This is a genomic window from Clavibacter sp. A6099 (assembly GCF_021919125.1).
Classification (GTDB): domain Bacteria; phylum Actinomycetota; class Actinomycetes; order Actinomycetales; family Microbacteriaceae; genus Clavibacter; species Clavibacter seminis.
In genome coordinates this window covers 1,482,333-1,505,934 of sequence record NZ_CP083439.1, presented here as the reverse complement: position 1 = coordinate 1,505,934, position 23,602 = coordinate 1,482,333, and the positions used below count along the sequence as shown (strand labels likewise).

Here is a 23,602-nt window from a genome sequence, read left to right as displayed (position 1 = left end):
CGGGGGTCTCCCGGGGGTGAGTGCCCGACGGGCGGGCGCGGTTCCCCGCGCCCGCCCGTCGGGATGATGCGTGTGGTCGGACTACTCGGAGACCGTGGCCGTCGCGGCGGGCGCTGCCTCGGCCTCGGTCGCCTCGGCCTCGATCTTCGCCTCGGTGGCGTCATCGGACTCGGGGGCGTGCACGGGGGCGGGGACCTCGTCCTCGGACTTCGCCTCGTTCTTGGCGGAGACCTCGGCGTCGACGTCGTTCTCCTCGACGGGCAGCTCGGCCTTGGCGGCGTCGCCCTGCTCGAGCAGCTCGCGCTCCCAGTCGGCCAGCGGCTCGGCGGGCGCGGAGCCCTCGGCGTCGGGCTTCTGGTGGCGCTGGATGAGGCCCTCGGCGGCCGCGTCGGCGATGATGCGCGTCAGCAGCGCGACGGAGCGGATCGCGTCGTCGTTGCCCGGGATCGGGTACTGGACCTCGTCCGGGTCGCAGTTGGTGTCGAGGATGCCGATGACGGGGATGCCGAGCTTGCGCGCCTCGTCGATCGCGAGGTGCTCCTTCTTGGTGTCCACGACCCACATCGCCGACGGCGTCTTGGTCAGGTTCCGGATGCCGCCGAGGCTCTTCTCCAGCTTGTCGCGCTCGCGACGCTGGATGAGGAGCTCCTTCTTGGTGAAGCCGCGCGTCGTGTCGTCGAAGTCGACGAGGTCGAGCTCCTTGAGGCGGTTGAGGCGCTTGTGCACGGTCTGGAAGTTGGTCAGCAGACCACCCAGCCAGCGCTGGTTGACGTAGGGCTGGCCGACGCGCTGCGCCTGCTCGGCGATGGACTCCTGCGCCTGCTTCTTGGTGCCGACGAAGAGGATGGTGCCGCCGTGGGCGACCGTCTCCTTGACGAAGTCGTACGCCTTGTCGATGAGGGCCAGCGACTGCTGCAGGTCGATGATGTAGATGCCGGAGCGCTCGGTGAAGATGAAGCGCTTCATCTTCGGGTTCCAGCGCGTCTTCGGGTGACCGAAGTGGACGCCGCAGTCGAGCAGCTGGCGGATGGTGACGACGGCCATGGCCGTACTCCTGTTCCGGCGCGCGCTGTCGCGGCGCGCCTCGTCGGTTCGCTCGGCGGTCGGGACGACCGCTGATCCTGGTGCCCGGCGCGCATCCGCCCCTTCGGCGACAGGGATCATCGCCACGAGGGGACCGAGTGGATGCTGCGGCCTGATGGGCACGCGTAGTCACCCGACCTGGATCGGGTGCTGGTCGATGCTACCACCCGCCGGAGGATCGACGGGGCGGCGCGACGGATCAGGCGCGCGCGGCCTTGGCGCGCTTCTTGGGCTTGTCGACGAAGAGCGTCTCGGCCTCCTCGAGCGACATCCCGTTGGTCTCCGGGATCTTCGTGAGCACGAAGACGAAGGACAGCGCGGCGAACGCGGCGTACATGCCGTAGGTGAAGGGCAGCGAGAAGGCGGACAGCGCCGGGAACGACACGGTGATGACGAAGTTGGCGATCCACTGGGCCATGGCGGCGACGCCGAGCGCCTTCGCGCGGATCCGGTTCGGGAAGATCTCGCCGAGCAGCACCCAGACGAGCGGACCCCACGAGGCGCCGAAGCCGATGACGAAGACGTTGGCGGCGATGATCGCGATGACGCCGAAGGGCTGCGGCAGGGACACCTCGCCGTCGACGGTCGACGACTGGCTGAAGCAGATCGCCATCACGGCGAGGGACACGGCCATGGCCAGCGACCCGGAAAGGAGGATCGGGCGACGGCCGATGCGGTCGACGAGCGCGATGGCGATGAAGGTGACCGCGACGTTCGTGACAGCCGTGATCACCGACGTGAGCAGCGACTGGCTCTCGTCGAAGCCGACGGCCTGCCAGAGCGTCGTGGAGTAGTAGAAGATCACGTTGATGCCGACGAACTGCTGGAACACGGACAGGATGATGCCGATCCAGACGATGCCCTGGAGGCCGAGCTTGTTCCCGCGGAGGGTGCCGGTGCGCTTCGCCACGCGGTCCTCCTCGATCTGGCGCTCGAGGTCGCGGCTCGCGCGGTCGATGTCCTCCTGCTTCCAGACGCTCGCGAGGATCGCCTGCGCCTCGTCCTTGCGGCCCTTCTCGACCAGGAAGCGCGGGGACTCCGGCAGGCGGTACGCGAGGAAGCCGTAGATCACGGCGGGGATCGCGCAGACCAGGAGCATCCAGCGCCAGGCCTCGAGGCCGAACCAGAACTCCTCCGACGCGCTGCCGGCCGCTCCGGCGAACACGGCGTCCGAGAGGAGGGCCGTGAAGATGCCGAGCGTGATCGCGAGCTGCTGCAGCGACGCGAGGCGGCCCCGGAGGAGCTTGGGCGAGATCTCCGCGATGTACGCGGGGGCGACCACCGAGGCGATGCCGATGCCGAGACCGCCGATGACGCGCCAGATGGTGAGGTCCCAGACGCTGAAGGCGTAGCCGGAGCCGAAGGCGCTGATGAAGAAGAAGCCGGCGCCGATGATCATCGTCCAGCGACGGCCGATGCGGTCGGCGATGCGACCCGCGAGGTAGGCGCCGAGCGCGCAGCCGAGGAGCGCGCTGGCCACCGCGAAGCCGATGAGCGTCTCGCTCAGCTCGAACCGGCCCTGGATCGCGGAGACCGCGCCGTTGATGACCGAGGAGTCGAACCCGAAGAGGAAGCCCCCCACCGCGGCCGAGACGGCCAGGCCGATCGCGCGTCGTTGGAGCTTCTTGTCATCCTGGGGGGTCGTCGTCTCGTTCACAACGGACCACTCTGCCACTTCTCCGCCGGAGCGGGCACCGGGCGAGGACCCGTCGTCGCAGGGGCCATGATGCGGCCGACCGGAGGCCGGGACGCGTCCGCCGGGGAAGGGGATGCGCATGCGCGGCGGTACGACACGGCGGAGGGCGTGCGCGGCGGCGCTCGTGGTGGGGTTGCTCGTCGGCGGGACGACGCCGGGTCCCACCGCCCGGGCGTCGGCGGATGCGCCGACTGGCTCGTCGTCCGACGCCGCGACGCCGCGATGGATATGGCCGGTCGATCCGCCGCACACGGTCACGCGGCCGTTCCAGGCGCCGACCACGCCGTACGGTCCGGGCCACCGGGGCATCGACATCGCGGTCTCCCCCGGCGGCGAGGTCCGCGCTCCGGCCGCGGGCACCGTCTCCTTCGCCGGCGTGGTCGTGGATCGCCCGGTCGTGAGCATCCGACACGCGGACGGCTACGTGTCCTCCGTCGAGCCGGTCGTCCCCCTGGTCGCGGCGGGCGACGCCGTGGTGGCCGGGCAGGTCATCGGCACGCTCGCCGCGTCGCCTCGCCACGAGCCCGACGGCGGGCTGCATCTCGGGGCGCGCCTGCACGGCGACTACGTGGATCCGGCCCTGCTGCTCGCCGCGCTGCAGCACGCGGTGCTGCTGCCCCTGGATCCCTGAAGTCGGGTCGCCGACCCGGTTCATTCCGGAGGCGGCCTGCGCTCGATCCGGTCGCGCGCCCGCCGGTACGGGTCAGGCGCGCGGATGGGCGCCCTCGTAGCTGCGCTGCAGCCGCTCGATCGAGACGTGCGTGTAGATCTGCGTCGTCCCGAGGCTCGCGTGGCCGAGCATCTCCTGCACGGTGCGGAGGTCGGCTCCCCCGTCCAGCAGGTGCGTCGCCGCCGAGTGCCGGAGGGCGTGCGGCCCCTGCGGCCCCGATCCGGGGATGTCCGCGAGCAGGGAGGCCACGAGGCCGTAGACGGCGCGCGAACCCAGCCGCCCTCCGCGCGCCCCGAGGAACAGCGCCGTCCCGGTCCGTGACGAGACGAGCCCTGGGCGGCCTCGCGCGACGTAGGCATCGAGCGCCTCGGCGGCGGGGACGCCGAACGGCACGACCCGCTCGCGATCGCCCTTGCCGACCACGCGCACCGTGAGGCGGGAGGCGTCGACGTCGCCGACATCGAGGCCCGTCAGCTCGGAGACCCGGAGGGCGGACGCGTAGAGCAGCTCGATGACGGCGAGATCCCGCAGAGCGGCGGGGTCGTCCTCCGCAGCCCGTGCGGCGAGTCGGGCAAGGAGGGCCGACATCTGCTCGCGCGCCAGCACCCGAGGGAGATGGGATCCCGCCCGCGGCGCCTTCAGCCGCACGGCCGGGTCGGCGTCGACGCGGCCCGTGCGGAGGAGCCACGCGCCGAACCCCCGCACGGCGGCCGAGCGCCGCGCCAACGTCGCGGGAGCCAGCCGCGCCTGGGATCCGCGCCACAGCCAGTCGCGCAGCACCTCCAGATCGAGGGCGGCGGACGTCGTGACGCCCTGGCGGGCGGCGTGCGCGGCGAGGTCCCGCAGGTCGGCGGAGTAGGCCCGCACCGTGTGGACCGCGCTCCCCCGCTCCCGGCCCATGGCTGTCCCGAAGGCGACGATGTCGTCCGTGAGCGGAGTCGCGGCACCGGCACCGCGCGAGGACCGCGGACCTCCGGCCGCGCCCTTGACGCGTCCGCCGTCGACCCGCACACCGTCCATCCCCGAAGGCTACGTGGATCCGCGCGCCGCGCCACGTGGACTCACCTGCGGGTACGAGGTCGCCTGTCCCGAGCACGGACGCGTCATCGCGATCCGGATCGCCGCACCCACCCCCCGTCCGGTCGGGCCACTGCCCCCTCGAGCTCGAGCATGCCGAGCACTGAGGAGGTCTCGGCCAGCCCGAGACCCGCTCGTGCCGCGACGTCGGCTGTCTCGCGCCCGCGTCGGACGGCGAGAGCGTCCAGCACGCGCACGACGCGCGGATCGCCTCGGACCTCCGCGGCGCGCGCGACCGCGCGGGCGGCGTCGGGTGCGCTCGGCGCGGTGCGAGATGGCGCGTGCGGTGCTTCCGGCGCGCGGAACCGCGCCCCCGACCCGCTCCAGCCCGGCAGCAGCTCCATCACATCGTCGGCTGACGTGATGCAGACCGCCTGGGACTCGCGGAGGAGACGGTGGCACCCCGATGAGGACACGCTCGTCACCGGGCCCGGCACGGCCCCGAGCGGCCTCTCCAGCGCGACCGCGTGGTTCGCCGTGTTCAGCGACCCGCTGCGCGCACCCGCCTCGACGACGACGGTGGCCGCGCTGACCGCGGCGATGAGGCGATTGCGCAGGAGGAACCTCCAACGCGTCGGGGACGCCCCGCACGGCAGCTCGGACACCACGGCCCCGTCGCGTCGCATCCGCGCGAAGAGCTCCGAGTGACCGGACGGGTAGAGACGGTCGACGCCACCCGCGAGGAACGCCACCGTGCGCCCCGCCGACCCGATGGCCGCGCGGTGGGCCGCGCCGTCGATGCCGTACGCACCACCCGAGACCACCACCACGCCTCGATCGACGAGACCGGCGGCCAGCTCGGCGGTGACGTGCTCGCCGTACCCGGTGGCCGCGCGCGCTCCCACGATCGCCACGGACCTCGGCAGCGCGGCCATCGCGTCCGGCGCCCCCGTGCACCACAGCACGAGCGGCGCGTGGGGCCCGAGGTCGTCCGCGCCGACCGGCCAGTGCGCATCCCCGGGAACCAGCACGCGCGCTCCGACCGCGCACGCGGCATGGAGCCGCGCCAGCGCCTCGGTCCGCACGACGCGGGGACGCCAGCGCTCCAACGCGCCGTCGACCTCGCCGACGAGCGCAGCGCGACCGTCCGCCTCCAGGTGGAGCCCGGCGTCGACCATCGCCCCGACGACCGCGTCGGCCGAGCAGCCGTCCACCACGGAAGCCAGCGCCGCGCAGGCGCCGAGCACGCCGATGACCGCCCCGGCGACGCGATCGCCGGGCTCCGCGATGCCGGACCACGTGCAACGCGCCGCCACCTCCTCAGCATCCGCGTCGCTCGACTCCGCGCCCGCACATGAGGCATCGGGTCGGAGCGCGGCCATCAGCTCCCCGAGATCGCTCGCCGCGAGTCCGAGACGGGCGACGGCGCGCGCACGTGCCGAGTCGGGCCCCGCGATGCTGCTCCGCAGCGCTTCCGCGGGCCGAGCTCGGCCTCCGGACCGGGATGGGGAGGGACCGACCGCCTCCTCGGAGGCATGCGCGCCGTCCACGGCGCCGCCTCCGTCGTGATCGGCGATCACGACGCACCTCGCAGCAGGAGGGCCCGGCCCAGATGATCCGCGTCGGGGCTCGACGCGCCCTCCAGATCCGCGAGCGTCCACCCGATGCGGAGGACCCGGTCGTAGCCGCGCATGGTGAGGAGCCCCCGGTCCAGCGCTCGATCGAGGGAGACCGTCGCGCCACGGGCGATGCGCGCCTCGCGCCGGAGCCAGGTGCCGGAGACGTGGGCGTTGGTGCGCCACGGTGTCGCGGCCCATCTCTCTGCGGCCGCCGCGCGAGCTGCGGCGACGCGCAGCCGCGCAGTGGGCGTCGTCACGCGGGCTGCATGGCCCGCCGCCAGGTGCACGGCCGTCGTGACCCGACGGACGGAGAGCCGGATGTCCATGCGGTCCATGAGCGGGCCGGAGAGCCTGGCCAGGTACCGCCGGCGAGCCTGGGGCGGGCACGAGCAGTCGGCACCCGCGACGCCGTACGAACCGCATGGGCACGGGTTCGCCGCCATCACCAGCTGGAAGCGCCCCGGGAAGTGGGCGACGCCGTTGGCCCGGTGGATGCTGATGACGCCCGACTCGAGCGGCTGCCGCAGGCAGTCCAGCACGGCACCCGCGAACTCCGGCGCCTCGTCGAGGAAGAGCACTCCCCCGCTGGCCCGCACAGCCGCCCCCGGGCGGATGCGGCCGCTGCCGCCGCCCACGATGCCCGCAGCGCTGGCGGTGTGGTGCGGGGCCTCCAGGGGCGGGCGGACGGGCAGCTCGGGTCCCAGCCGCTCCCCGCAGAGCGACCGGATGCAGCCGACCTCCAGCGCGGCCTCCTCGTCGAGGTCCGGCAGGAGGCCGGGCAGCCGCTGCGCGAGCATCGTCTTCCCCGCGCCGGGCGGACCGAGCAGGAACATGTGATGCCCGCCCGCCGCGGCGACCACGAGCGCCTCCACGGCCTCCTCGTTGCCGACGACGTCGCCGAGGCAGGGCTCCGCGGCATCGCCACCGGCGAAGACCTGTGGCGAGGCCGACCCCGCCGCCGCGACAGGCGGGGAGCCGTCCTCCTCCGGCTCCGGCTCGAGCTCGGCGCCGTGGTGGATCGCCGCATCCCGCAGCCCCGCCACGGCGATGACGCGCATGTCGGGCACGAGGGACGCCTCGTCCGCGTGGCACCGCGGCACCATGACCCGGCGCACGCCCGCACGACGCGCGGCGAGCACCGCGGGCAGGATGCCGTGCGTCGGACGCAGCCTCCCGTCGAGGCCGAGCTCGCCGAGGTGCACGGTGCCGGCCACCGACTCGGCCGAGACCGACCCGCCCGCCGCGAGGACCGCCAGGGCGATCGCGAGGTCGAAGCCGGAGCCGTGCTTCGGCAGGACGGCCGGCGACAGGTTGACGGTGACCCGGCGGACGGGGAACTCGCATCCCGCGTTGCCGGTCGCGGCGCGGACCCGCTCGCGCGCCTGGCTGAGCGCGGCGTCCGGCAGGCCGATGAGCACGAATCCGGGGAGCTGGCTCGTGATGTCGGCCTCGACGTCGACGAGTGCCCCGTCGAGGCCGGAGAGCGCGACGGCGAGCGTGCGTCCGACGGCCATCAGCAGGCGCTCCGCACGACCTCGACCGACGGCTGCCCGCCCCGGGGCCAGACCACTCCCACCACGTCGATCCGCACGGGCCCGCGCCGCTCGGGATGCGCCTGGCACCACAGGCCCGCGAGGACCCGCAGCCGCGCGGCCTTCGCACGGGTGACCGCCTCGAGCGGATGCCCGTAGCCCAGCCCCGCGCGCGTCTTGACCTCCACGAGCACGGTCGTGCCCGCGTGCGTCATCACGAGGTCGATCTCGCCCTCGCGGCACCGCCAGTTGCGCTCGACGAGCGCGTACCCGCGCCCGATCAGATGCTGCGCGGCGAGTTCCTCACCGCGTCGTCCCAGGTCCTGCTCGCGTGTCATGCGCACCTCCGCGGGGAGGATGCGCGACCGCAGCACCGTCGACGCCGATGTGCCGCGATGGCGTGCGGTGCACCTCGGGCCGGCGCCTGGGGAGGGATCCCGCCAGGGGCCCTACTCGTCGATGGCGAGCTCCTTGGGGAGCTCGAACTCCTTCGCCGACAGCTCCTCGACGTTCACATCCTTGAAGGTGAGCACGCGGACGGACTTCACGAACCGGTCGGAGCGGTAGACGTCCCACACCCAGACGTCGGTCATCGTCAGCTCGAAGTAGAAGTCGTGCTCCGTGTCGCGCCGCACGAGCTCGACCTCGTTGGCGAGGTAGAAGCGCCGCTCGGTCTCGACCACGTACTTGAACTGGGACACGATGTCCCGGTACTCCCGGTAGAGCGCCAGCTCCACCTCGCGGTCGTAGTCCTCGAACTCGTCGTCATCCATGGTCCGTCGATCCTAACCGCCCGCGGGGCGGTCGCCCTCCGCGGAGGGAGCCGACCCGGGGCGTCCCTCCCCGGGCGTCAGGGCGTCGCGTCCCCGAGCACGCCGGAGAGCCACGTGCGCCGGTGGAGGGGAGAGGCACCGCGTGCCCGGATGGCGTCGAGGTGCGCGGCGCTGCCGTAGCCCTTGTTCCCCGCCCACCCGTACTCGGGCAGGTCCTCGTGCCAGACGGTCATCATGCGGTCGCGCTCCACCTTGGCGAGCACGGAGGCCGCGGCCACCGAGGCGCAGTCGCGGTCGGCCTTCACGCGCAGGCGCACCGGCACGGGGTGGGCGAGGTGCGGCGTTAGCCAGTCGTGCGCACCGTCCAGCAGGACGACGCTGGCCATCAGCGGGACGCCGGCGCGGTGCAGCTCGACGAGCGCGCGACGCCCGGCGAGGCCGAGGCACGCGGTGATCCCGAGCTCGTCCACCTCTGCCGCGGAGGCCATGCCGATGGCCGAGTGCCGGACCCACCCGGCGACGACCGGGTGCAGCGCCTCGCGGCGCTTCTCGCTGAGCATCTTCGAGTCGCGGAGGCCGGCCGGGAACCCCAGGGCGTCCGGCCCCACGACGGCCATGCCCACGGCGACGGGCCCCGCGAGCGCCCCTCGGCCCACCTCGTCGCAGCCGATCACGAGGGCGGCACCCCCGCGGAGGAGCTCGTGCTCCAGATCGAGGGTGGGATCCGCGACCGGCATCAGCCGGCGGGAACCGCGTCGGGCACGTCGCCGAACGTCTCGGGGTGGTCGCTGAGGATGGACCAGCGGTCGATGGGCCAGGTGATGACGAACGCGCGTCCGACGACGTGGTCGATCGGCACGAAGCCCTTGGTGGGGCCGTCCTGGTTGTAGCGCGAGTCCCAGGAGTTGCCGCGGTTGTCGCCCATGACCCAGAGCGAGTCCGCGGGGACGGTGACGTCGAAGTCGACGTCGGACGCGCGCGTGTCCCCGGGGACGAGCTTGATGTACGGCTCGTCCAGGGGCACGTCGTTGACGCTCATCTGGCCGAGGGAGTTGCAGCAGACGACGTGGTCGCCCGGCAGGCCGATGAGGCGCTTGATGAGGTGGTCGTTGCTGTCGGACGCCGACAGTCCCACCGTGGTGAGGGCCCAGTCGACCGCGGCCGCGATCGGCGGCTTGTCGACCTCGGGCGAGGGCGTGAGCCACCCGCCCGGATCACGGAACACGACGACGTCCCCGTGCTGCAGCGGCATGAGCCGCGGGGTCAGCTGGTTCACGACGATGCGGTCGTCGATCTGCAGCGTGTCCTCCATCGACGCGGAGGGGATGTAGAACGACCGGATCAGGAACGCCTTGATCAGGATCGAGACGAGGAGGGCCACCACGAAGATGACGAGGACGTCCCGGAGGAACGTCTTCCATCCACGCGACCCGCTGCCGCTGTGCCTGCCCGAGGATCTGGTCTCCATGGGCGCCGTGCTGTCTGTCATTTAACCGCCTGAGCTCCCGGCAAGCATATGCGCCGGGAGCTCAGTGGGATGACAGGTGGGGATGCGCTAGGAGCGCTTCTCCTTGATCTTCGCCTTCTTGCCACGGAGGTCGCGGAGGAAGTACAGCTTCGCGCGGCGCACGTCGCCGCGCGTCACGACCTCGATGTGGTCGATGACCGGGGAGTGCACCGGGAAGGTGCGCTCGACGCCGACCTGGAAGCTGACCTTGCGGACGCAGAACGTCTCGCGGACGCCCTCGCCCTGACGGCCGATGACGATGCCCTGGAACACCTGGATGCGCGAGCGGCTGCCCTCGACGATGTTGACGTGGACCTTGACCGTGTCGCCGGCGCGGAAGTCGGGGATGTCCGACCGCAGCGACGCCTTGTCGACGGAATCGAGGATGTGCATGGTGTACCGCTCTCTGCAACCGCCACGGGTCGACTGCGCATCAATGTCTGGAAGGGGAACGGCCCGCATGAGCGGTCGACTCCCCCGTGGCAGGGTCGACGGCAGGCACGATCGCCCATTGTGTCACCTCGGGCGCGTCTAGCGCAAAGCGCAGGGCCCGCGCACGACGGATCAGTCCAGTCGGATGGTGCGCCCGGCGTCAGGGCCCTCCGCGGCCTTCCACTCGGGCGGTCGCGGCTGGGCGTCCCGCTCGATGACGGCGATGACCTCCTGCATGCGCTGCCGCGTCTCGGCGAGCAGCTGCCGGACGGCGAGGGCGAGGAGCGCGACGGCGGCGAGCACCGCGACGACCGCGCACCAGGTGCTGACGACGGAGTAGGTGCCGGTTCCGACGACCGCGAGGGTCAGCACGCCCATGGCGATCGCATCCGTCGGGGACACGGCCCGCGCGGTGCGGACGGACCGACGGGCGAGAACGAGGCCGAGGGCCGCGAGGAGCGCGATCCCGAGCGCGCCGGCCGTGAGCATCACGAGGAGGAGCTCCCATCCGCCGGAGCCGAAGGTCGCCCAGCCCACGAGGAGCCAGGCGGGGAGCACGACGACCGCCGCGAACTGCCAGCGGTATAGCACGCGACGGAGGCCGAGGGCCGGGGGCTGCTGCATGGCCTCATGCTACGAGCGGATCCTGGGCGCCTCGGGAGGGCCCGAGCCCGGCTCCCGTAGGATCCTTCGCGTGATGGAACTGCGAACCCCCGCCGAGATGGACCAGATGCGACCCGCCGGGGAGTTCGTGGCCTCCGTGCTCACGGCCCTCGCCGCCACGGCCGACGTAGGCGTGAACCTCCTCGACCTCGACCGCGAGGCGCACCGCATGATCCGCCAGCGGGGCGCGGAGTCCTGCTACATCGACTACCACCCGTCCTTCGGCGCCATGCCCTTCGGCAAGGTGCTGTGCACGTCGGTCAACGACGGCGTCCTGCACGGGTTACCCCACGACTACCGTCTGCAGGACGGCGACCTCCTCAGCCTCGACTTCGCGGCGTCCGTCGACGGCTGGGTCAGCGACTCCGCCGTCAGCGTCATCGTGGGCACGCCGCGCGAGGAGGACGTCCGCCTCATCGAGGTGACGACGGCCGCCCTCGAGGCGGGGATCCGCGCGGCCCAGCCCGGCGGGCGCACGGGCGACATCTCCGCGGCCATCGGCGCCGTCGCGACGGAGGCCGGCTACTCGGTCAACACGGACTTCGGCGGGCACGGCGTCGGGCGCACCATGCACGGCGACCCGCACATCGCCAACCAGGGCCGCCCGAACCGCGGCGTGCCGCTGCGACCCGGCCTGGTGATCGCCATCGAGCCGTGGTTCCTGCAGAGCACCGACGAGATCTTCACGGACAAGGACGGCTGGACCCTCCGGAGCGCCGACGGCTCTCGTGGTGCGCACATGGAGCACACCGTCGCCATCACGGAGGACGGACCGCTGATCCTCACCGCGCGCTCCTAGCGCCCGGCCAGGGGGCGGCTCAGTCGGGCAGCAGGTCCGGGCGGACGCGGCGGGTGCGCTCGAGCTGCTGCTCGCGTCGCCACGCCGCGATCGCGCCGTGGTTGCCGCTGCGCAGCACATCGGGGACAGCCAGTCCGCGCCACTCGGGGGGCTTCGTGTAGCTCGGGTGCTCGAGCAGGCCGTCGGAGTGGCTCTCCTCGACGAGGCTGGCGGGGTTCCCGACGACGCCGGGGACGAGGCGGCCGATCGCCTCGATCATCGCCATGACCGCGACCTCGCCGCCGTTGAGCACGTAGTCGCCGAGGCTGACCAGGCGGACCCGTGCACGGGTCGCGGTGTGATCGACGACGCGCTGGTCGATGCCCTCGTAGCGGCCGCAGCCGAACGCGAGATGCGGTTCCGCGGAGAGCTCCTGCGCCATGGCCTGCGTGAAGACCTCGCCGGCGGGCGACGGGAAGATGACGACCGGATCCGTGTCGTCCGCGAGCACCTCGTCCATGGCCTCGCCCCAGGGCTCAGGCCGCATGACCATGCCGGCGCCGCCGCCGTACGGCGTGTCGTCGACCGTGCGGTGCCGGTCGTGCGTGAAGGCGCGCAGGTCGTGCAGGCGGAGATCGATGAGGCCGGACTGGCGGGCGCGGCCGAGCAGGGAGATGTCGAGCACCCCGAAGAACTCGGGGAAGATCGAGACGATGTCGATCCGCATGTCAGCGGGCGTCGTCGGCCTCGGGCGCGGGCTCCGCGGCCTCGGCCGGCGTCGGCTCGGCTGTCGGCGTCTCGTCCGGGATCTCCTCGAAGAGCCCGAGCGGCGGCGTGACGACGAGCGTGCCGGCCTCCACGTCGACCGACGGGACGATGGCCTGGACGAACGGGACGAGCACGGTGCCGGAGGGCGTGTCGACGTGCAGCAGGTCCTGCGCCGGGAAGTGGTCGACGAGGGACACGGTGCCGACCTCGACGCCGTCGCGGAGGACCCTGAGGCCCACGAGCTGGTGGTCGTACCAGGCGTCGGGCTCGGCGGCCTCGTCGGCCGGCGGCGTCATCCAGAGGATGGCCTTGGCGAGCGACTCGGCGGCGGTGCGGTCGGCGACGCCCTCGAAGAAGCCGACGGGGTGGCTGTTGTACCAGCGGAGCTCGGTGAGCGTGAGCGTGCGTCCGTGCCACGGCGACGAGTCGGGAACCTGGAGCGAGAACTCGGCGCCCGGGACGAACCGCTTGTCGGGATCGTCCGTGAACAGCTCGAGCTTGACGGCTCCCTTGAGCCCGTGCGCCTTGGTCAGCCGGCCCACGCGGAACGCCGCGGGGTCACGGACGATGTCCTCAGGAATCGGTGTCCACCACATCGACGCGGACGCGCTGGCCGTCGGCGAGAGCCGAGACGAGCGTCCGGAGGGCCTTCGCGGTGCGACCCGCTCGGCCGATGACCCGGCCGAGGTCCTCGGGGTGCACGCGCACCTCGAGGACCTCGCCGCGGGGGGATCCCTTGCTCGTCACGGAGACGTCGTCCGGGTGCTCGACGATGCCCTTGACCAGATGAGCGAGCGCGGGAGCGAGCATGGGCTAGGCCTGCTCCTCGGTCGACTCGGCCTCGGCCGGAGCGGCCTCGGGCGCGGGTGCGGCCTTCTCGGTCTTCGGCTTGAGGACCGGCTTCTTCTTCTCGTCCGCGACGTAGGCGGGCTTCGCCTCGCGGGTGCGGACGGTGGAGACGGCGTCCTTGTCGCCCTTGAAGCGACCCCAGTCGCCCGTGAGCTTGAGGAGGGCCTCGACCTGCTCGGTGGGCTGGGCGCCCACGGAGAGCCAGTACTGCGCCCGCTCCGACTGGACCTCGATGAACGAGGGCTCCTCGGTGGGGTGGTACTTGCCGATCTCCTCGATGACGCGGCCGTCGCGCTTGGTGCGCGAGTCGGCGACGACGATGCGGTAGTACGGCGCGCGGATCTTGCCCAGGCGCTTCAGACGGATCTTGACAGCCACAATTCTCCTGAATTTCTTTCGTGTGGGGTGAACTGACGGCCGTGAGCGTGGGGGCACACTCGGCATTGGTTCGATGGGGTCTCGCGGCGCCTGATTAGAGGGTCGGACGATCGCGGACTCGACAGATCATTATGGCAGACGCGGCGCCCGGCCGGGACCCCCGCGATCGGCGCGCCGCACGGCGTCATCGCCGGGTCGCCCCGCGGGGTGCGTGGCATGATCGGACGACACCCGGCGCATGCGCCCCGAGACCCCGTGGACGGCAGGACCCGCATGCAGATCGACTTCGCCCACCAGCCCCCGTCCCGCGTCGGGATCGAGTGGGAGCTCGCGTGCGTCGACCGCGGCTCGGGGGGGCTCGCGGGCGTCGCGCCGGAGATCCTCCGCTCGTTCCCCCACGACGACGCCCACCCGCACGTGACCGGGGAGTTCCTCACCAACACGGTCGAGGTCGTCAGCGCGCCGCATTCCCGCGTGGGGCACGCCGTCGACGACCTCGCGCGGCTCATCGAGCGGGTGGTGGACGTCGCGGATCCGCTCGGCATCGACCTGATGTGCGCGGGCACCCACCCCTTCAGCGCGTGGCCCGACCAGGACGTCACGCCCGACAACGAGCGCTACGCGACCCTGCTCGACCGCACGAGGTGGTGGGGGCGCCAGATGATGATCTGGGGCGTCCACGTGCACGTCGGGATCGACGACGCGTCGAAGGCGCTCCCCATCCTCAACGCGCTGCTCGTGCACCTGCCGCGGTTCCAGGCGCTCAGCGCGTCGAGCCCGTTCTGGTCCGGGCAGGAGACGGGGTACGCGTCCAACCGGGCGCTCATGTTCCAGCAGCTGCCGACCGCGGGGCTGCCGCCCGACCTCACGACCTGGGCCGACTACGAGCGGCTCGTCGGCGACATGACCCACGTCGGCGTCATCGACCACCACAGCGAGCTGCGCTGGGACATCCGTCCGGCGCCCAAGTGGGGCACCCTCGAGACGCGCGTGTTCGACGGCGTCTCCACGCTCGGCGAGATCGCCTCGCTCGCGGCGCTGGTCCAGTGCCTCGTGCACGACATGTCGGCCGCCCTGGATCGCGGCGAGGAGCTGCCGCGGATGCAGCCCTGGTTCGTGCGCGAGAACAAGTGGCGCGCTGCCCGCTACGGGATGGACGCCATCATCATCCGGGACGCCACGGGCGACGAGGCGCTCGTGGGCGACGACACCCGGGCCCTCGTGGAGCGCCTCTCCCCCACCGCGGATGCGCTCGGCTGCGAGGCGGAGCTCCGCGGGATCCTCGACATCGTCGAACGCGGCGCGAGCTACCAGCGGCAGCTGCGGGTCGCCGAGGAGAACGACGGCGCGCTCGCCCCCGTGGTCACGCACCTCGTCGAGGAGCTGCGCTCAGGATTGGGCCGGTGACGCGGGGCAGACTGTGCAGGTGAGCCCCGCCGTCGACATCGTGATCCTCGTCGTCGCCGTGCTCGCGGCCCTCGCCGGCTGGCGTCGCGGAGCGATCGTGACGGTCGCCGGCCTCGCCGGCATCGTGCTCGGGGTGCTGCTCGCGCTGTGGATCACGCCGGCGTTCCTGGCGCTCCTCGACCAGTTCGGCGTCGCCACCGGGATCGCCCGCACCCTCGCCGCCGCCGTGCTCATGCTCGTCACGACGTCGCTCGTGAGCGGGATCCTCGCGCAGATCGCCAGCGTCCTCACCCGCCTGCTCCGCCCGAAGGGTGCGGCGCAGGGCCTGGACCGCGGGGTCGGCGCCGTCGCGGGGCTCGCGGCCTGGGCCGTCTCGGTCTGGTTCATCGGCGGCTTCCTCGGCTCCAGCGGGGTGATCCCCGCGGTGCAGCTCGCGTCGTCGTCCCGCATCGTCGCGGCGCTCGACCGGGTCAGCCCGATCTCGAGCGGCACCGCGCTCTCCGCCCTGGACGACGCGCTCCACGACGTGGGCTACCCGCGCGTGTTCGCGAACGGCGAGGAGGCGATCGCCGACACGGCCGCGCCCGACGCCGACGTCCCGGAGGCCGTGCGGCGCTCCGCGTCGAGCGTGGTGAAGATCCTCTCCTCGGCACCCGCGTGCGGCACCTCGTCGTCCGGCAGCGGCTGGGTCGTGCAGGGCGACCGCGTCGTCACGAACGCGCACGTGGTGACCGGATCCGACCAGGTGTACGTGCAGCAGGGCGGCACGGGGCAGCTGCTCGAGGCGGACCTCGTGGTGTTCGACCCGGCGCGCGACGTCGCGATCCTCGCGGTGCCCGGCCTCACGGCATCCCCGCTCGCGCTCGGCGACCAGCTCGCCGCCTCCGACGAGGCCGTCGTGGCCGGCTACCCCGGCGGCGGTCCGTACCAGGCGACGGGGGCGCGCATCCGCGAGGTGGTCCAGGCGCTCGGCACAGACATCCAGCACGAGCAGCCGGTCACGCGCGAGGTCTACTCGGTCCGCGGCACCGTGCGTCCCGGGGACTCGGGCGGGGCGCTGTTCGACGCTCAAGGCCGCGTGGTCGGCCTCGTGTTCGCCACCTCGACGGTGGACGCGCAGACGGGCTACGCGATGACGCTCGACGAGATCGCCCCCGTGCTGCAGCAGGCGGGCGCGACGACGCCGGTCGACTCCGGGCGCTGCTCCGTCTGACTCGTCCTCCTCACGCCGCGACGACGGACAGGATGTTGCCGGCCGGGTCGCGGAACCAGGCGATGTCCGGCCCGTTGCCGCGCATGATCCCGCGCGCGTCCGTGGGCATCCCCGCGAAGGTCCTCGTGTCGACGCCGCGCGCGTTCAGCTCGACGACCGCCTGCTCGACGTCGTCGACCTGGAGGTTGAGGACCGTGAACGTCGCGGGCACGTGGCCCGGCTTCGGGTAGACGAGGACGCGTGCGGCGGATCCGGGGAGCACGAGCCGCAGCATGCCCATCTCGGGCACCTCCTCGACCTCGAGGCCGAGGGTGCCGCGGTAGAAGGCGAGCGCGGCGGGGACGTCGTCGACGCTGAAGCCGCTGAACGCGGTGGCGGGTGCGAACACGGGAGGCTCCTGACGCGGGGATCGATCGCGACGGGGCGCCGCGGTGCTGCCCCCACGCTGGCACGTCGGAGGGCGCGCGTCGAGCATGCGACGACGGCGCCCTCCCGGTGGGGAGGACGCCGTCGCGGACGCACGTGCGGGTCGTGCTCGGGTCAGCGCCCGAGGAACTTCTGCAGCGAGGCGAGCTCCTCCTCGCTCGGGGCGCCGTCCGCGCCGCCCTTCGCCGCACCGGCCAGGCCGAAGCCGGATCCCGCGGGAGCCGTGGGCCCGCCGATGCGCTGGCCCGAGGCGAGCGCGGCGTTCTCCTGCGCGCGCTTGGCCGGGTTGCCCGACTTCGAGCCCTTCTTCTTCTGCTGCACGGGCTTGCGGCCCGAGTGCGCGCCTGGCATCGGGCCCATGCCGGGGATCTGCGGCATGCCGCCGCGGGCGACCGTGCGCATCATCTTCGAGGCCTGCTCGAAGCGCTGCACGAGTCCGTTGACGTCGGTGACGGTCATGCCGGATCCGCGGGCGATGCGGAGGCGGCGCGAGCCATTGAGCAGCTTCGGGTTCTGGCGCTCGGCCTTCGTCATCGACTGGATGATCGCCTCGGTGCGGACGATCTCCTTCTCGTCGAAGTTCTCCAGCTGCTCCTTCATGGCACCCATGCCGGGGAGCATGCCCATCATCTTCTTGAGGGAGCCCTTGCCGCGCAGCTGCTGCATCTGCTTGAGGAAGTCGTCGAGCGTGAAGGTGTCGCTCGCGAGCTTCTGGGCGACCTCCATCGCCTCCTCCTCGTCGAAGGCCTGCTGGGCCTGCTCGATGAGGGTGAGGATGTCGCCGAGGTCGAGGATGCGGCTCGCCATGCGGTCGGGGTGGAAGGGCTCGAAGTCGTCGAGGCCCTCGCCCGTGGACGCGAACATGATCGGGCGGCCGGTGACGGAGGCGACCGAGAGGGCCGCTCCTCCGCGCGCGTCGCCGTCGAGCTTGGAGAGCACGACGCCCGTGAAGTCGACGCCGTCCTGGAACGCCTTCGCGGTCGCGACCGCGTCCTGGCCGATCATGGCGTCGATGACGAAGAGGACCTCGTCGGGATCGGTGGCCTTGCGGATGTCCGCGGCCTGCTTCATCAGCTCCTGGTCGACGCCGAGGCGTCCCGCGGTGTCGATGATGACGACGCTGTACTGCTTGTCGGCCGCGTGCTTCATCGCGTCCTTGGCGACGCGCACCGGGTTGCCCTTCCCGTTGCCGGGCTCGGGCGCGAAGACGGGGACGCCCGCCTGCTCCCCGACGACCTGCAGCTGCTGCACGGCGTTGGGGCGCTGGAGGTCGGCCGCGACGAGCATCGGCGTGTGGCCGTCCTTGGCGAGCCACTTGCCGAGCTTGCCCGCGAGGGTCGTCTTGCCCGCGCCCTGGAGGCCGGCGAGCATGATGACGGTCGGCGGCTTCTTGGCGAACTGGATCCTGCGCTGCTGGCCGCCGAGGATGCCGACGAGCTCCTCGTTGACGATCTGCACGACCTGCTGGGCGGGGTTCAGCGCCTGGCTGACCTCGCCGCCCAGGGCGCGCTCGCGGACGGACGCGGTGAACGCCTTGACGACGTCGAGCGCGACGTCGGCCTCGAGCAGCGCGCGGCGGATCTCGCGGACGGTGCCGTCGACGTCCGCGGCGCTGAGCTTGCCCTTGCCGCGCAGGTTCTTGAAGGTCTCGGCGAGGCGGTCCGAGAGTGTTCCGAAGGTAGCCATGGTGGATCCAGCTTAACCGGCGTCGGAGGTCCCCCGAGCCGGCGCCCTGGTCAGCCGACCAGGTTCTGCGCGAACACGTGCGGGCCGGTGAGAACCAGCGCCCGGGAGGGACGCCGGTCAGCCGACCAGGTTCCGCGAGAACACGTGCGGGCCGGTGAGATCCAGCGCCCGGGAGGGACGCCGGTCAGCCGACCAGGTTCCGCGCGAACACGTGCGGGCCGGTGAGAACCAGCGCCCGGGAGGGACGCCGGTCAGCCGACCAGGTTCTGCGCGAAGACGTGGGGGCCGGTGAGATCCAGCGCCCGGGAGGGACGCCGGTCAGCCGACCGGGTTCCGCGCGAAGACGTGGGGGCCGGTGAGATCCAGCGCCCGGGAGGGACGCCGGTCAGCCGACCAGGTTCTGCGCGAAGACGTGGGGGGTGAAGCCCGTGAGGTCGCCGATGCCCTCGCCCTGGCCGATGAGCTTGATGGGGATGCCCGTGCGCTCCTGCACGTTGAGGATGAAGCCGCCCTTCGCGGATCCGTCGAGCTTCGTGATGACGAGGCCCGTGACCCCGCCGTGCTCGATGAACGCCTGCGCCTGCGCGAGCCCGTTCTGGCCGGTCGTCGCGTCGAGCACCAGCAGCACCTCGGCGATGGGCGACTGCTTCTCGACCACGCGACGGATCTTCGACAGCTCGTCCATGAGCCCGCCCTTCGTGTGCAGGCGGCCGGCGGTGTCGATGATGACCATCTCGGTGCCCGTGCGCATCGCGTGCTCCACGGTCTGGAAGGCGACGCTCGCGGGATCCTGGCCGGGCTGCTGCGGGCGCACGATCTCGGCGCCGGCGCGCTCGGCCCAGGTCGCCAGCTGGTCGACGGCGGCGGCGCGGAACGTGTCGGCCGCGCCCACGACGACAGTGCGGCCGTAGTTGCGGAGGAACTTCGCGAACTTGCCGATGGTGGTGGTCTTGCCGACGCCGTTGACGCCGACGACGAGGATCACGGCGGGGCGGGCGCTGAGCTTCAACGTCGGGTCGTGCTTCGCCAGGCGCTCCTCGATGCTCTCGCGGAGCATGCGCTGGAGGTCGCGCGGGTCGGTCGTGCGGTAGCGCTCGACCTTCTGGCGGAGGTCGTCGATGGTGGCCTCGGTGACGTCGGGGCCGAAGTCCGCGGTGATGAGGGCGGTCTCGAGGTCGTCCCACGTGGTCTCGTCGATCGTCGGCTTCGCGAACATCCCGCGGAGCGCGCCGGAGAGGGACCAGGGGGTGCGGGCTGCCATGTGCCCAGCGTAGCCGCGGGTCAGGAGGCGGCCTGCTCCTCGGCGGCGGGCTCCTGCTGGGTCGCGGGCGCGCCCTCGGGCTCGTCCTCGCCCGCGGATCCGGGTGCCGTGTCGGGGCGGGCGTCGCGGCTCACGCGCTGTCCGACGACCGCGCTCACGCCGTCCTGCCGCATCGAGACGCCGTACAGCGCGTCGGCGATCTCCATCGTGCGCTTCTGGTGGGTGATGACGATGAGCTGCGAGGTGTCGCGGAGCTGCTCGAGGATCGTGAGCAGGCGGCCGAGGTTGGCGTCGTCGAGGGCCGCCTCGACCTCGTCCATGATGTAGAACGGGCTCGGTCGGGCGGTGAAGATCGCGATGAGCAGGGCGACGGCCGCGAGCGAGCGCTCCCCGCCGGACAGGAGCGACAGGCGCTCGATGCGCTTGCCCGCGGGGCGCACGCTCACCTCGATGCCCGTGGTGAGCAGCTGCTCGGGATCGGTGAGGTGGATGCTGCCCGTGCCGCCCGGGAAGAGGATCGGGAAGACGCGGTCGAACGCCGCCCGGGTGTCCTCGAAGGCGTCGGCGAAGACGCCCTGCATGGTGCGGTCGATGTCGTCGATGATCGTGAGCAGGTCCTTGCGCGTCGCGGTCAGGTCGGCGAGCTGCTCGGTGAGGAACAGGTGTCGCTGCTCGAGCGCGGCGAACTCCTCGAGGGCGAGCGGGTTCACGCGGCCGAGCTGGGCGAGCTTCCGCTCCGCGACCTGGAGACGGGCGTGCTGCTCCTCGCGGTCGAAGGGGCGGGTGGGGACGGGATCCGCGGCGTCGTCCTCGTCGTCCGCCTCGTCGGCCGGCCCGGACGTCTCCGCGCTCGGGTCGGGCGCCTCCGCCGACGCGGCCGCATCGTCGGGATCGGCCTCGGCATCGCCGCCGCCCTCATCCGCCTGCGCGAGCGGACGCTGCCGCGGCGGCAGCGGCGCCTCCTCGGGCACCGGCACGTCGGGTCCGTACTCGGCCACGAGCACCTCCTCCCCCAGTCCGAGCTCGCTCGCGGCGCGCTCGAGCAGCTGCGACACCTGCAGGCGCTTCTCGTAGATCTGCAGCTCGAGTCCGTGCACGTCCTCGGTGATGCCGTGCAGGCGCGCGCGCAGCTCGGCCTCCTCCCGGCGGAGCGCCACCAGCTCGGCGTTCCGGCCGGCCCTGGCCTCCTCCGCGCGGGCGAGCACGAGACGCGCCTCCGCGGTGCTGCGGTCGGCGGCGCGCACCACGGCGGGCAGGGCCTCGGCGACGGATGCGGCCCGCGCGATCTGACGGCGGCGGATCACCTGGCGGCGGGCGGCCTCCTCGGCGGCGGCGCGCTCCGCGGCCAGGCGGCGCTCGAGCGCGACCGTGCGCTCCTGCTCCGCCCGCACGCGCTCGCGGGCCGTCTCGACCTGCAGGCGCGCCTCGATCTCGGCCTCGCGCGCGGCCTCCCACTCGGCGACGAGCGCGTCGCGGCCGCTCGCGTCGAGCACGGGCCGCGGACGGGATCGGACCTCGTCGAGCGCGCGACGGGCGACGTCGGACGCGGCGACGGCCTCGTCGACGGACGCGCTCGCCAGGTCGAGGCCGCGCTGCACGCGGGCGAGCTCCGCGGCCGCGGACTCGGCCTGCGCGCGGGAGCGGCTGAGGCGCTCGGCATGGGCGGCGAGGCGCGCGTCCGCCTCGCGCAGCCCGCCGAGCGCCGTGGACGCGCGCTCCCGGGCGGCACGGAGGCGCTCCCGGCCCGCCGCGAGATCCACCTGCAGGTCGTCGATGCGGGCACGGACGTCGGTCAGCGTCGTCGCCGCGGCGTCACGAGCGGCGACGAGCTCGAGCTTGGAGCGGGTGGCACCGGATCCGCCGCGCAGCACGTGCGCCGACACGACCTCGCCCACGCGGGTGATGGCCGTGGCGGGAGCGTCCCGTCCGTCGAGGAGGGCGACCGCCTCCGCGAGGCCGTCGACGAAGACGACGTCCGCGAGGATGCGCCGCACGCCGTCCGGCGCGTCGACCACGGAGGCCGCGGCGACGGGGCCGGCGGGGCCGGCGGATGACGGCTCGGAGACCTGCGCGTCGGCGGATCCGGCCACGACCACCTCGACGCGCCCCAGGTCGTCGTCGACCGCGCGCCGGAGGGCGGCGACCGCGTCGTCGAGCGTCTCGGCGAGCACGGCGTCGGCGAGGGAGCCGAGCGCGGCGGCGACGGCGGCCTCGTAGCCGGGCTGCACGTGCACGTGCTCGGCGAGGAGGCCGCGGATGCCGGGCAGGCCCGCGGCGACGAGGTCGCTGGATCCGTCGCGCTGGTCGAGCGCGCTCGCGAGGGCCTGCTCGCGCGCGGCCAGGGCGTCGCGCTCCCGCTCCTTCGCGTGCAGCTCCTCGCGCACGGCCTCGATCGCGGATTCCTCGCTGGCGACGTCGGCCTGCGCGTCCTCGTAGGCGCGCGTCAGCTCGGATCCACCCTGCTCGTCGGCCTCGCCCTCCGCCTCGCCGCGCTCCCGCTCGGCCTCGGCGGCGGCGAGACGGGCCCGCGCGGCGTCGAGCGCGTTCTGCTGGCGGAGGACCTCTCCGCGGACCGCGGCCAGCCGGGATCCCGCGGTCTCGGCCCGACCCGTCAGCCCCGCGATCTCGAGGTCGTGCCGGGAGACGAGCGCGCTCTGGGCCTGGATCTCCTCGTCGAGCGCGTCGAGCGCCTGCCGGGCCGCCGCGGTCGCCTGCCGTGCGGATGCCCAGCCCGCCTCGGCCTCCGCGATCAGGGCGACCAGCCGCTCCGCCTCATCGCGGGACTCCTGCACCTGCCCGGGCGTCGTGCCCGCCGCGGTCTCGGGCGCGTCGTCGGCGGATCCGAGGAGCGCGAGCCGTTGCTGCGCGAGCGACAGCAGGTTGCGCAGGCGCTCCTGCACCTGCTCCAGCGCGAAGGCCGTGCGGCGGGCGCCGTCCACCTCGTCGCCCTCCTGCTCCTCGACGATGCGCTCGGACCGGATGACCGCTCGATCGAGCTTCTCCTGCAGCACCATCCGCTCGGTCGTGCGCTCCTCCTCGGTGCGCGTGTGCTCCGCGAGCGCGCGCCGGAGGGTCACGACCTCGTCGGCCACCAGCCGCGCGCGGGCGTCGCGGACTTCGGCGGCCACGGTCTGCGCCTGGCGCGCGACCTCCGCCTGCCGCCCGAGCGGCTTGAGCTGGCGGCGGATCTCCCCGGCCAGGTCGTTCAGCCGCGTGAGGTTGGCCTGCATGCCCTCGAGCTTGCGGAGGGTGCGCTCCTTGCGGCGGCGGTGCTTGAGGATCCCCGCGGCCTCCTCGATGAAGCCGCGCCGCTCCTCGGGGGTGGCGCGCAGGACGTTGTCGAGGCGGCCCTGGCCGACGATGACGTGCATCTCGCGGCCGAGCCCGGAGTCGCTCAGCAGCTCCTGCACGTCGAGCAGCCGGCAGGACGTGCCGTTGATCGCGTACTCGCTGCCTCCGTTGCGGAACAGCGTGCGGCGGATCGCGACCTCGGTGTAGTCGATGGGGAGCGCGCCGTCGGCGTTGTCGATCGTGAGCGTGACCTCGGCACGGCCGAGCGGGCCGCGCGTCGAGGTGCCGGCGAAGATGACGTCCTCCATCTTGCCGCCGCGGAGGGTCTTGGCGCCCTGCTCGCCCATGACCCAGGCGAGGGCGTCGACGACGTTCGACTTGCCGGATCCGTTCGGCCCGACGACGCAGGTCACCCCGGTCTCGAACTGGAACGTGGTCGGCTGCGCGAACGACTTGAACCCCTTGAGGGTCAGGCTCTTCAGGTGCACGCCCGTCGCCCTCCTCGCGTGATGGTCTCGATCACGGTACCGGACGGGCGGGCAGCCGCCGGGAG

23 protein-coding genes are annotated in these 23,602 nt (G+C 73.0%); 4 read left to right on the top strand and 19 right to left on the bottom strand.

Going from position 1 to position 23,602, the window contains the following annotated elements:
• Positions 1 to 81: 81 nt before the first annotated feature.
• Positions 82 to 1,044: a 30S ribosomal protein S2 gene (rpsB, locus tag KYT88_RS07165; protein WP_043587282.1), complete on the bottom strand. Its 963-nt coding sequence runs from the start codon at positions 1,042 to 1,044 to the stop codon at positions 82 to 84.
• Positions 1,045 to 1,282: 238 nt separating this feature from the next.
• Positions 1,283 to 2,740, bottom strand: a complete 1,458-nt coding sequence (locus KYT88_RS07160; RefSeq protein WP_051629386.1) for a sugar porter family MFS transporter — start codon at positions 2,738 to 2,740, stop codon at positions 1,283 to 1,285.
• 166 nt (positions 2,741 to 2,906) lie between these two features.
• Here KYT88_RS07160 and KYT88_RS07155 point away from each other — a divergent pair, with 166 nt between their 5' ends.
• Positions 2,907 to 3,410 carry a murein hydrolase activator EnvC family protein gene (locus KYT88_RS07155; RefSeq protein WP_237583826.1) on the top strand — a complete coding sequence of 168 codons (504 nt, stop codon included), beginning with the start codon at positions 2,907 to 2,909 and terminating at the stop codon, positions 3,408 to 3,410.
• A 72-nt stretch (positions 3,411 to 3,482) separates the two neighbouring features.
• Here KYT88_RS07155 and KYT88_RS07150 read toward each other — a convergent pair whose 3' ends face one another.
• The 9 genes from KYT88_RS07150 to KYT88_RS07110 all read right to left on the bottom strand — a co-directional run bounded on the left by KYT88_RS07150 (position 3,483) and on the right by KYT88_RS07110 (position 10,953).
• Positions 3,483 to 4,349, bottom strand: coding sequence for a tyrosine recombinase XerC (locus tag KYT88_RS07150; RefSeq protein ID WP_043587941.1), 867 nt, complete (start codon positions 4,347 to 4,349; stop codon positions 3,483 to 3,485).
• 203 nt (positions 4,350 to 4,552) lie between these two features.
• Positions 4,553 to 5,848 carry a DNA-processing protein DprA gene (dprA, locus tag KYT88_RS07145; protein WP_043587944.1) on the bottom strand — a complete coding sequence of 432 codons (1,296 nt, stop codon included), beginning with the start codon at positions 5,846 to 5,848 and terminating at the stop codon, positions 4,553 to 4,555.
• 194 nt (positions 5,849 to 6,042) lie between these two features.
• Positions 6,043 to 7,599, bottom strand: a complete 1,557-nt coding sequence (locus tag KYT88_RS07140; RefSeq protein WP_043587286.1) for a YifB family Mg chelatase-like AAA ATPase — start codon at positions 7,597 to 7,599, stop codon at positions 6,043 to 6,045.
• The gene (locus tag KYT88_RS07135) at positions 7,599 to 7,955 is read right to left on the bottom strand and encodes a YraN family protein (protein ID WP_043587946.1); all 357 of its coding nucleotides are present in this window, start codon (positions 7,953 to 7,955) and stop codon (positions 7,599 to 7,601) included. Before KYT88_RS07135 ends, KYT88_RS07140 begins: the two co-directional genes overlap by 1 nt.
• A gap of 111 nt (positions 7,956 to 8,066) precedes the next feature.
• Positions 8,067 to 8,390: a DUF2469 family protein gene (locus KYT88_RS07130; protein WP_012038062.1), complete on the bottom strand. Its 324-nt coding sequence runs from the start codon at positions 8,388 to 8,390 to the stop codon at positions 8,067 to 8,069.
• 77 nt (positions 8,391 to 8,467) lie between these two features.
• Positions 8,468 to 9,127 carry a ribonuclease HII gene (gene rnhB / locus KYT88_RS07125; RefSeq protein WP_043587288.1) on the bottom strand — a complete coding sequence of 220 codons (660 nt, stop codon included), beginning with the start codon at positions 9,125 to 9,127 and terminating at the stop codon, positions 8,468 to 8,470.
• Entirely contained in the window at positions 9,127 to 9,879 is a 753-nt protein-coding gene (gene lepB / locus KYT88_RS07120; protein WP_043587290.1) for a signal peptidase I, read from the bottom strand. The genes rnhB and lepB overlap by 1 nt, the downstream gene beginning before the upstream one ends.
• A 66-nt stretch (positions 9,880 to 9,945) precedes the next feature.
• The gene (rplS, locus tag KYT88_RS07115) at positions 9,946 to 10,290 is read right to left on the bottom strand and encodes a 50S ribosomal protein L19 (RefSeq protein ID WP_012298189.1); all 345 of its coding nucleotides are present in this window, start codon (positions 10,288 to 10,290) and stop codon (positions 9,946 to 9,948) included.
• Between the two features lie 171 nt (positions 10,291 to 10,461).
• Positions 10,462 to 10,953, bottom strand: a complete 492-nt coding sequence (locus KYT88_RS07110) for a hypothetical protein (protein WP_043587292.1) — start codon at positions 10,951 to 10,953, stop codon at positions 10,462 to 10,464.
• A 70-nt stretch (positions 10,954 to 11,023) separates the two neighbouring features.
• On the opposite strand from KYT88_RS07110, the gene map reads away from it, so the two are divergent.
• On the top strand, positions 11,024 to 11,791 hold the full coding sequence (map, locus tag KYT88_RS07105; RefSeq protein ID WP_043587295.1) for a type I methionyl aminopeptidase: 768 nt from the start codon (positions 11,024 to 11,026) through the stop codon (positions 11,789 to 11,791).
• A gap of 19 nt (positions 11,792 to 11,810) precedes the next feature.
• Here map and trmD read toward each other — a convergent pair whose 3' ends face one another.
• The 4 genes from trmD to rpsP are packed head-to-tail and all read right to left on the bottom strand — an operon-like array spanning position 11,811 to position 13,765.
• Positions 11,811 to 12,497: a tRNA (guanosine(37)-N1)-methyltransferase TrmD gene (trmD, locus tag KYT88_RS07100; protein ID WP_012298186.1), complete on the bottom strand. Its 687-nt coding sequence runs from the start codon at positions 12,495 to 12,497 to the stop codon at positions 11,811 to 11,813.
• Between the two features lies 1 nt (position 12,498).
• Complete coding sequence (gene rimM / locus KYT88_RS07095; protein ID WP_051629387.1) at positions 12,499 to 13,134, bottom strand: ribosome maturation factor RimM; 636 nt, start codon at positions 13,132 to 13,134, stop codon at positions 12,499 to 12,501.
• Complete coding sequence (locus tag KYT88_RS07090) at positions 13,112 to 13,348, bottom strand: RNA-binding protein (protein WP_012038054.1); 237 nt, start codon at positions 13,346 to 13,348, stop codon at positions 13,112 to 13,114. The genes rimM and KYT88_RS07090 overlap by 23 nt, the downstream gene beginning before the upstream one ends.
• A gap of 3 nt (positions 13,349 to 13,351) precedes the next feature.
• Positions 13,352 to 13,765, bottom strand: coding sequence for a 30S ribosomal protein S16 (gene rpsP, locus KYT88_RS07085; RefSeq protein ID WP_043587297.1), 414 nt, complete (start codon positions 13,763 to 13,765; stop codon positions 13,352 to 13,354).
• Between the two features lie 273 nt (positions 13,766 to 14,038).
• Here rpsP and KYT88_RS07080 point away from each other — a divergent pair, with 273 nt between their 5' ends.
• Together KYT88_RS07080 and KYT88_RS07075 are read left to right on the top strand one after the other, a co-directional pair.
• Positions 14,039 to 15,172, top strand: coding sequence for a glutamate--cysteine ligase (locus tag KYT88_RS07080; protein WP_043587299.1), 1,134 nt, complete (start codon positions 14,039 to 14,041; stop codon positions 15,170 to 15,172).
• A gap of 19 nt (positions 15,173 to 15,191) precedes the next feature.
• Positions 15,192 to 16,385, top strand: a complete 1,194-nt coding sequence (locus tag KYT88_RS07075; RefSeq protein WP_237583825.1) for a MarP family serine protease — start codon at positions 15,192 to 15,194, stop codon at positions 16,383 to 16,385.
• A 10-nt stretch (positions 16,386 to 16,395) separates the two neighbouring features.
• Here the strand turns inward: KYT88_RS07075 and KYT88_RS07070 are convergent, their stop codons facing one another.
• The 4 genes from KYT88_RS07070 to KYT88_RS07055 all read right to left on the bottom strand — a co-directional run bounded on the left by KYT88_RS07070 (position 16,396) and on the right by KYT88_RS07055 (position 23,537).
• A complete protein-coding gene (locus KYT88_RS07070) occupies positions 16,396 to 16,773 on the bottom strand; it encodes a VOC family protein (RefSeq protein ID WP_043587302.1) in 378 nt (125 codons plus the stop codon).
• Positions 16,774 to 16,925: 152 nt separating this feature from the next.
• The gene (gene ffh / locus KYT88_RS07065; protein ID WP_043587305.1) at positions 16,926 to 18,497 is read right to left on the bottom strand and encodes a signal recognition particle protein; all 1,572 of its coding nucleotides are present in this window, start codon (positions 18,495 to 18,497) and stop codon (positions 16,926 to 16,928) included.
• A gap of 385 nt (positions 18,498 to 18,882) precedes the next feature.
• Positions 18,883 to 19,758, bottom strand: coding sequence for a signal recognition particle-docking protein FtsY (gene ftsY, locus KYT88_RS07060; protein WP_043587307.1), 876 nt, complete (start codon positions 19,756 to 19,758; stop codon positions 18,883 to 18,885).
• A gap of 20 nt (positions 19,759 to 19,778) precedes the next feature.
• Positions 19,779 to 23,537, bottom strand: a complete 3,759-nt coding sequence (locus KYT88_RS07055) for an AAA family ATPase (protein WP_043587309.1) — start codon at positions 23,535 to 23,537, stop codon at positions 19,779 to 19,781.
• Positions 23,538 to 23,602: the final 65 nt, after the last annotated feature.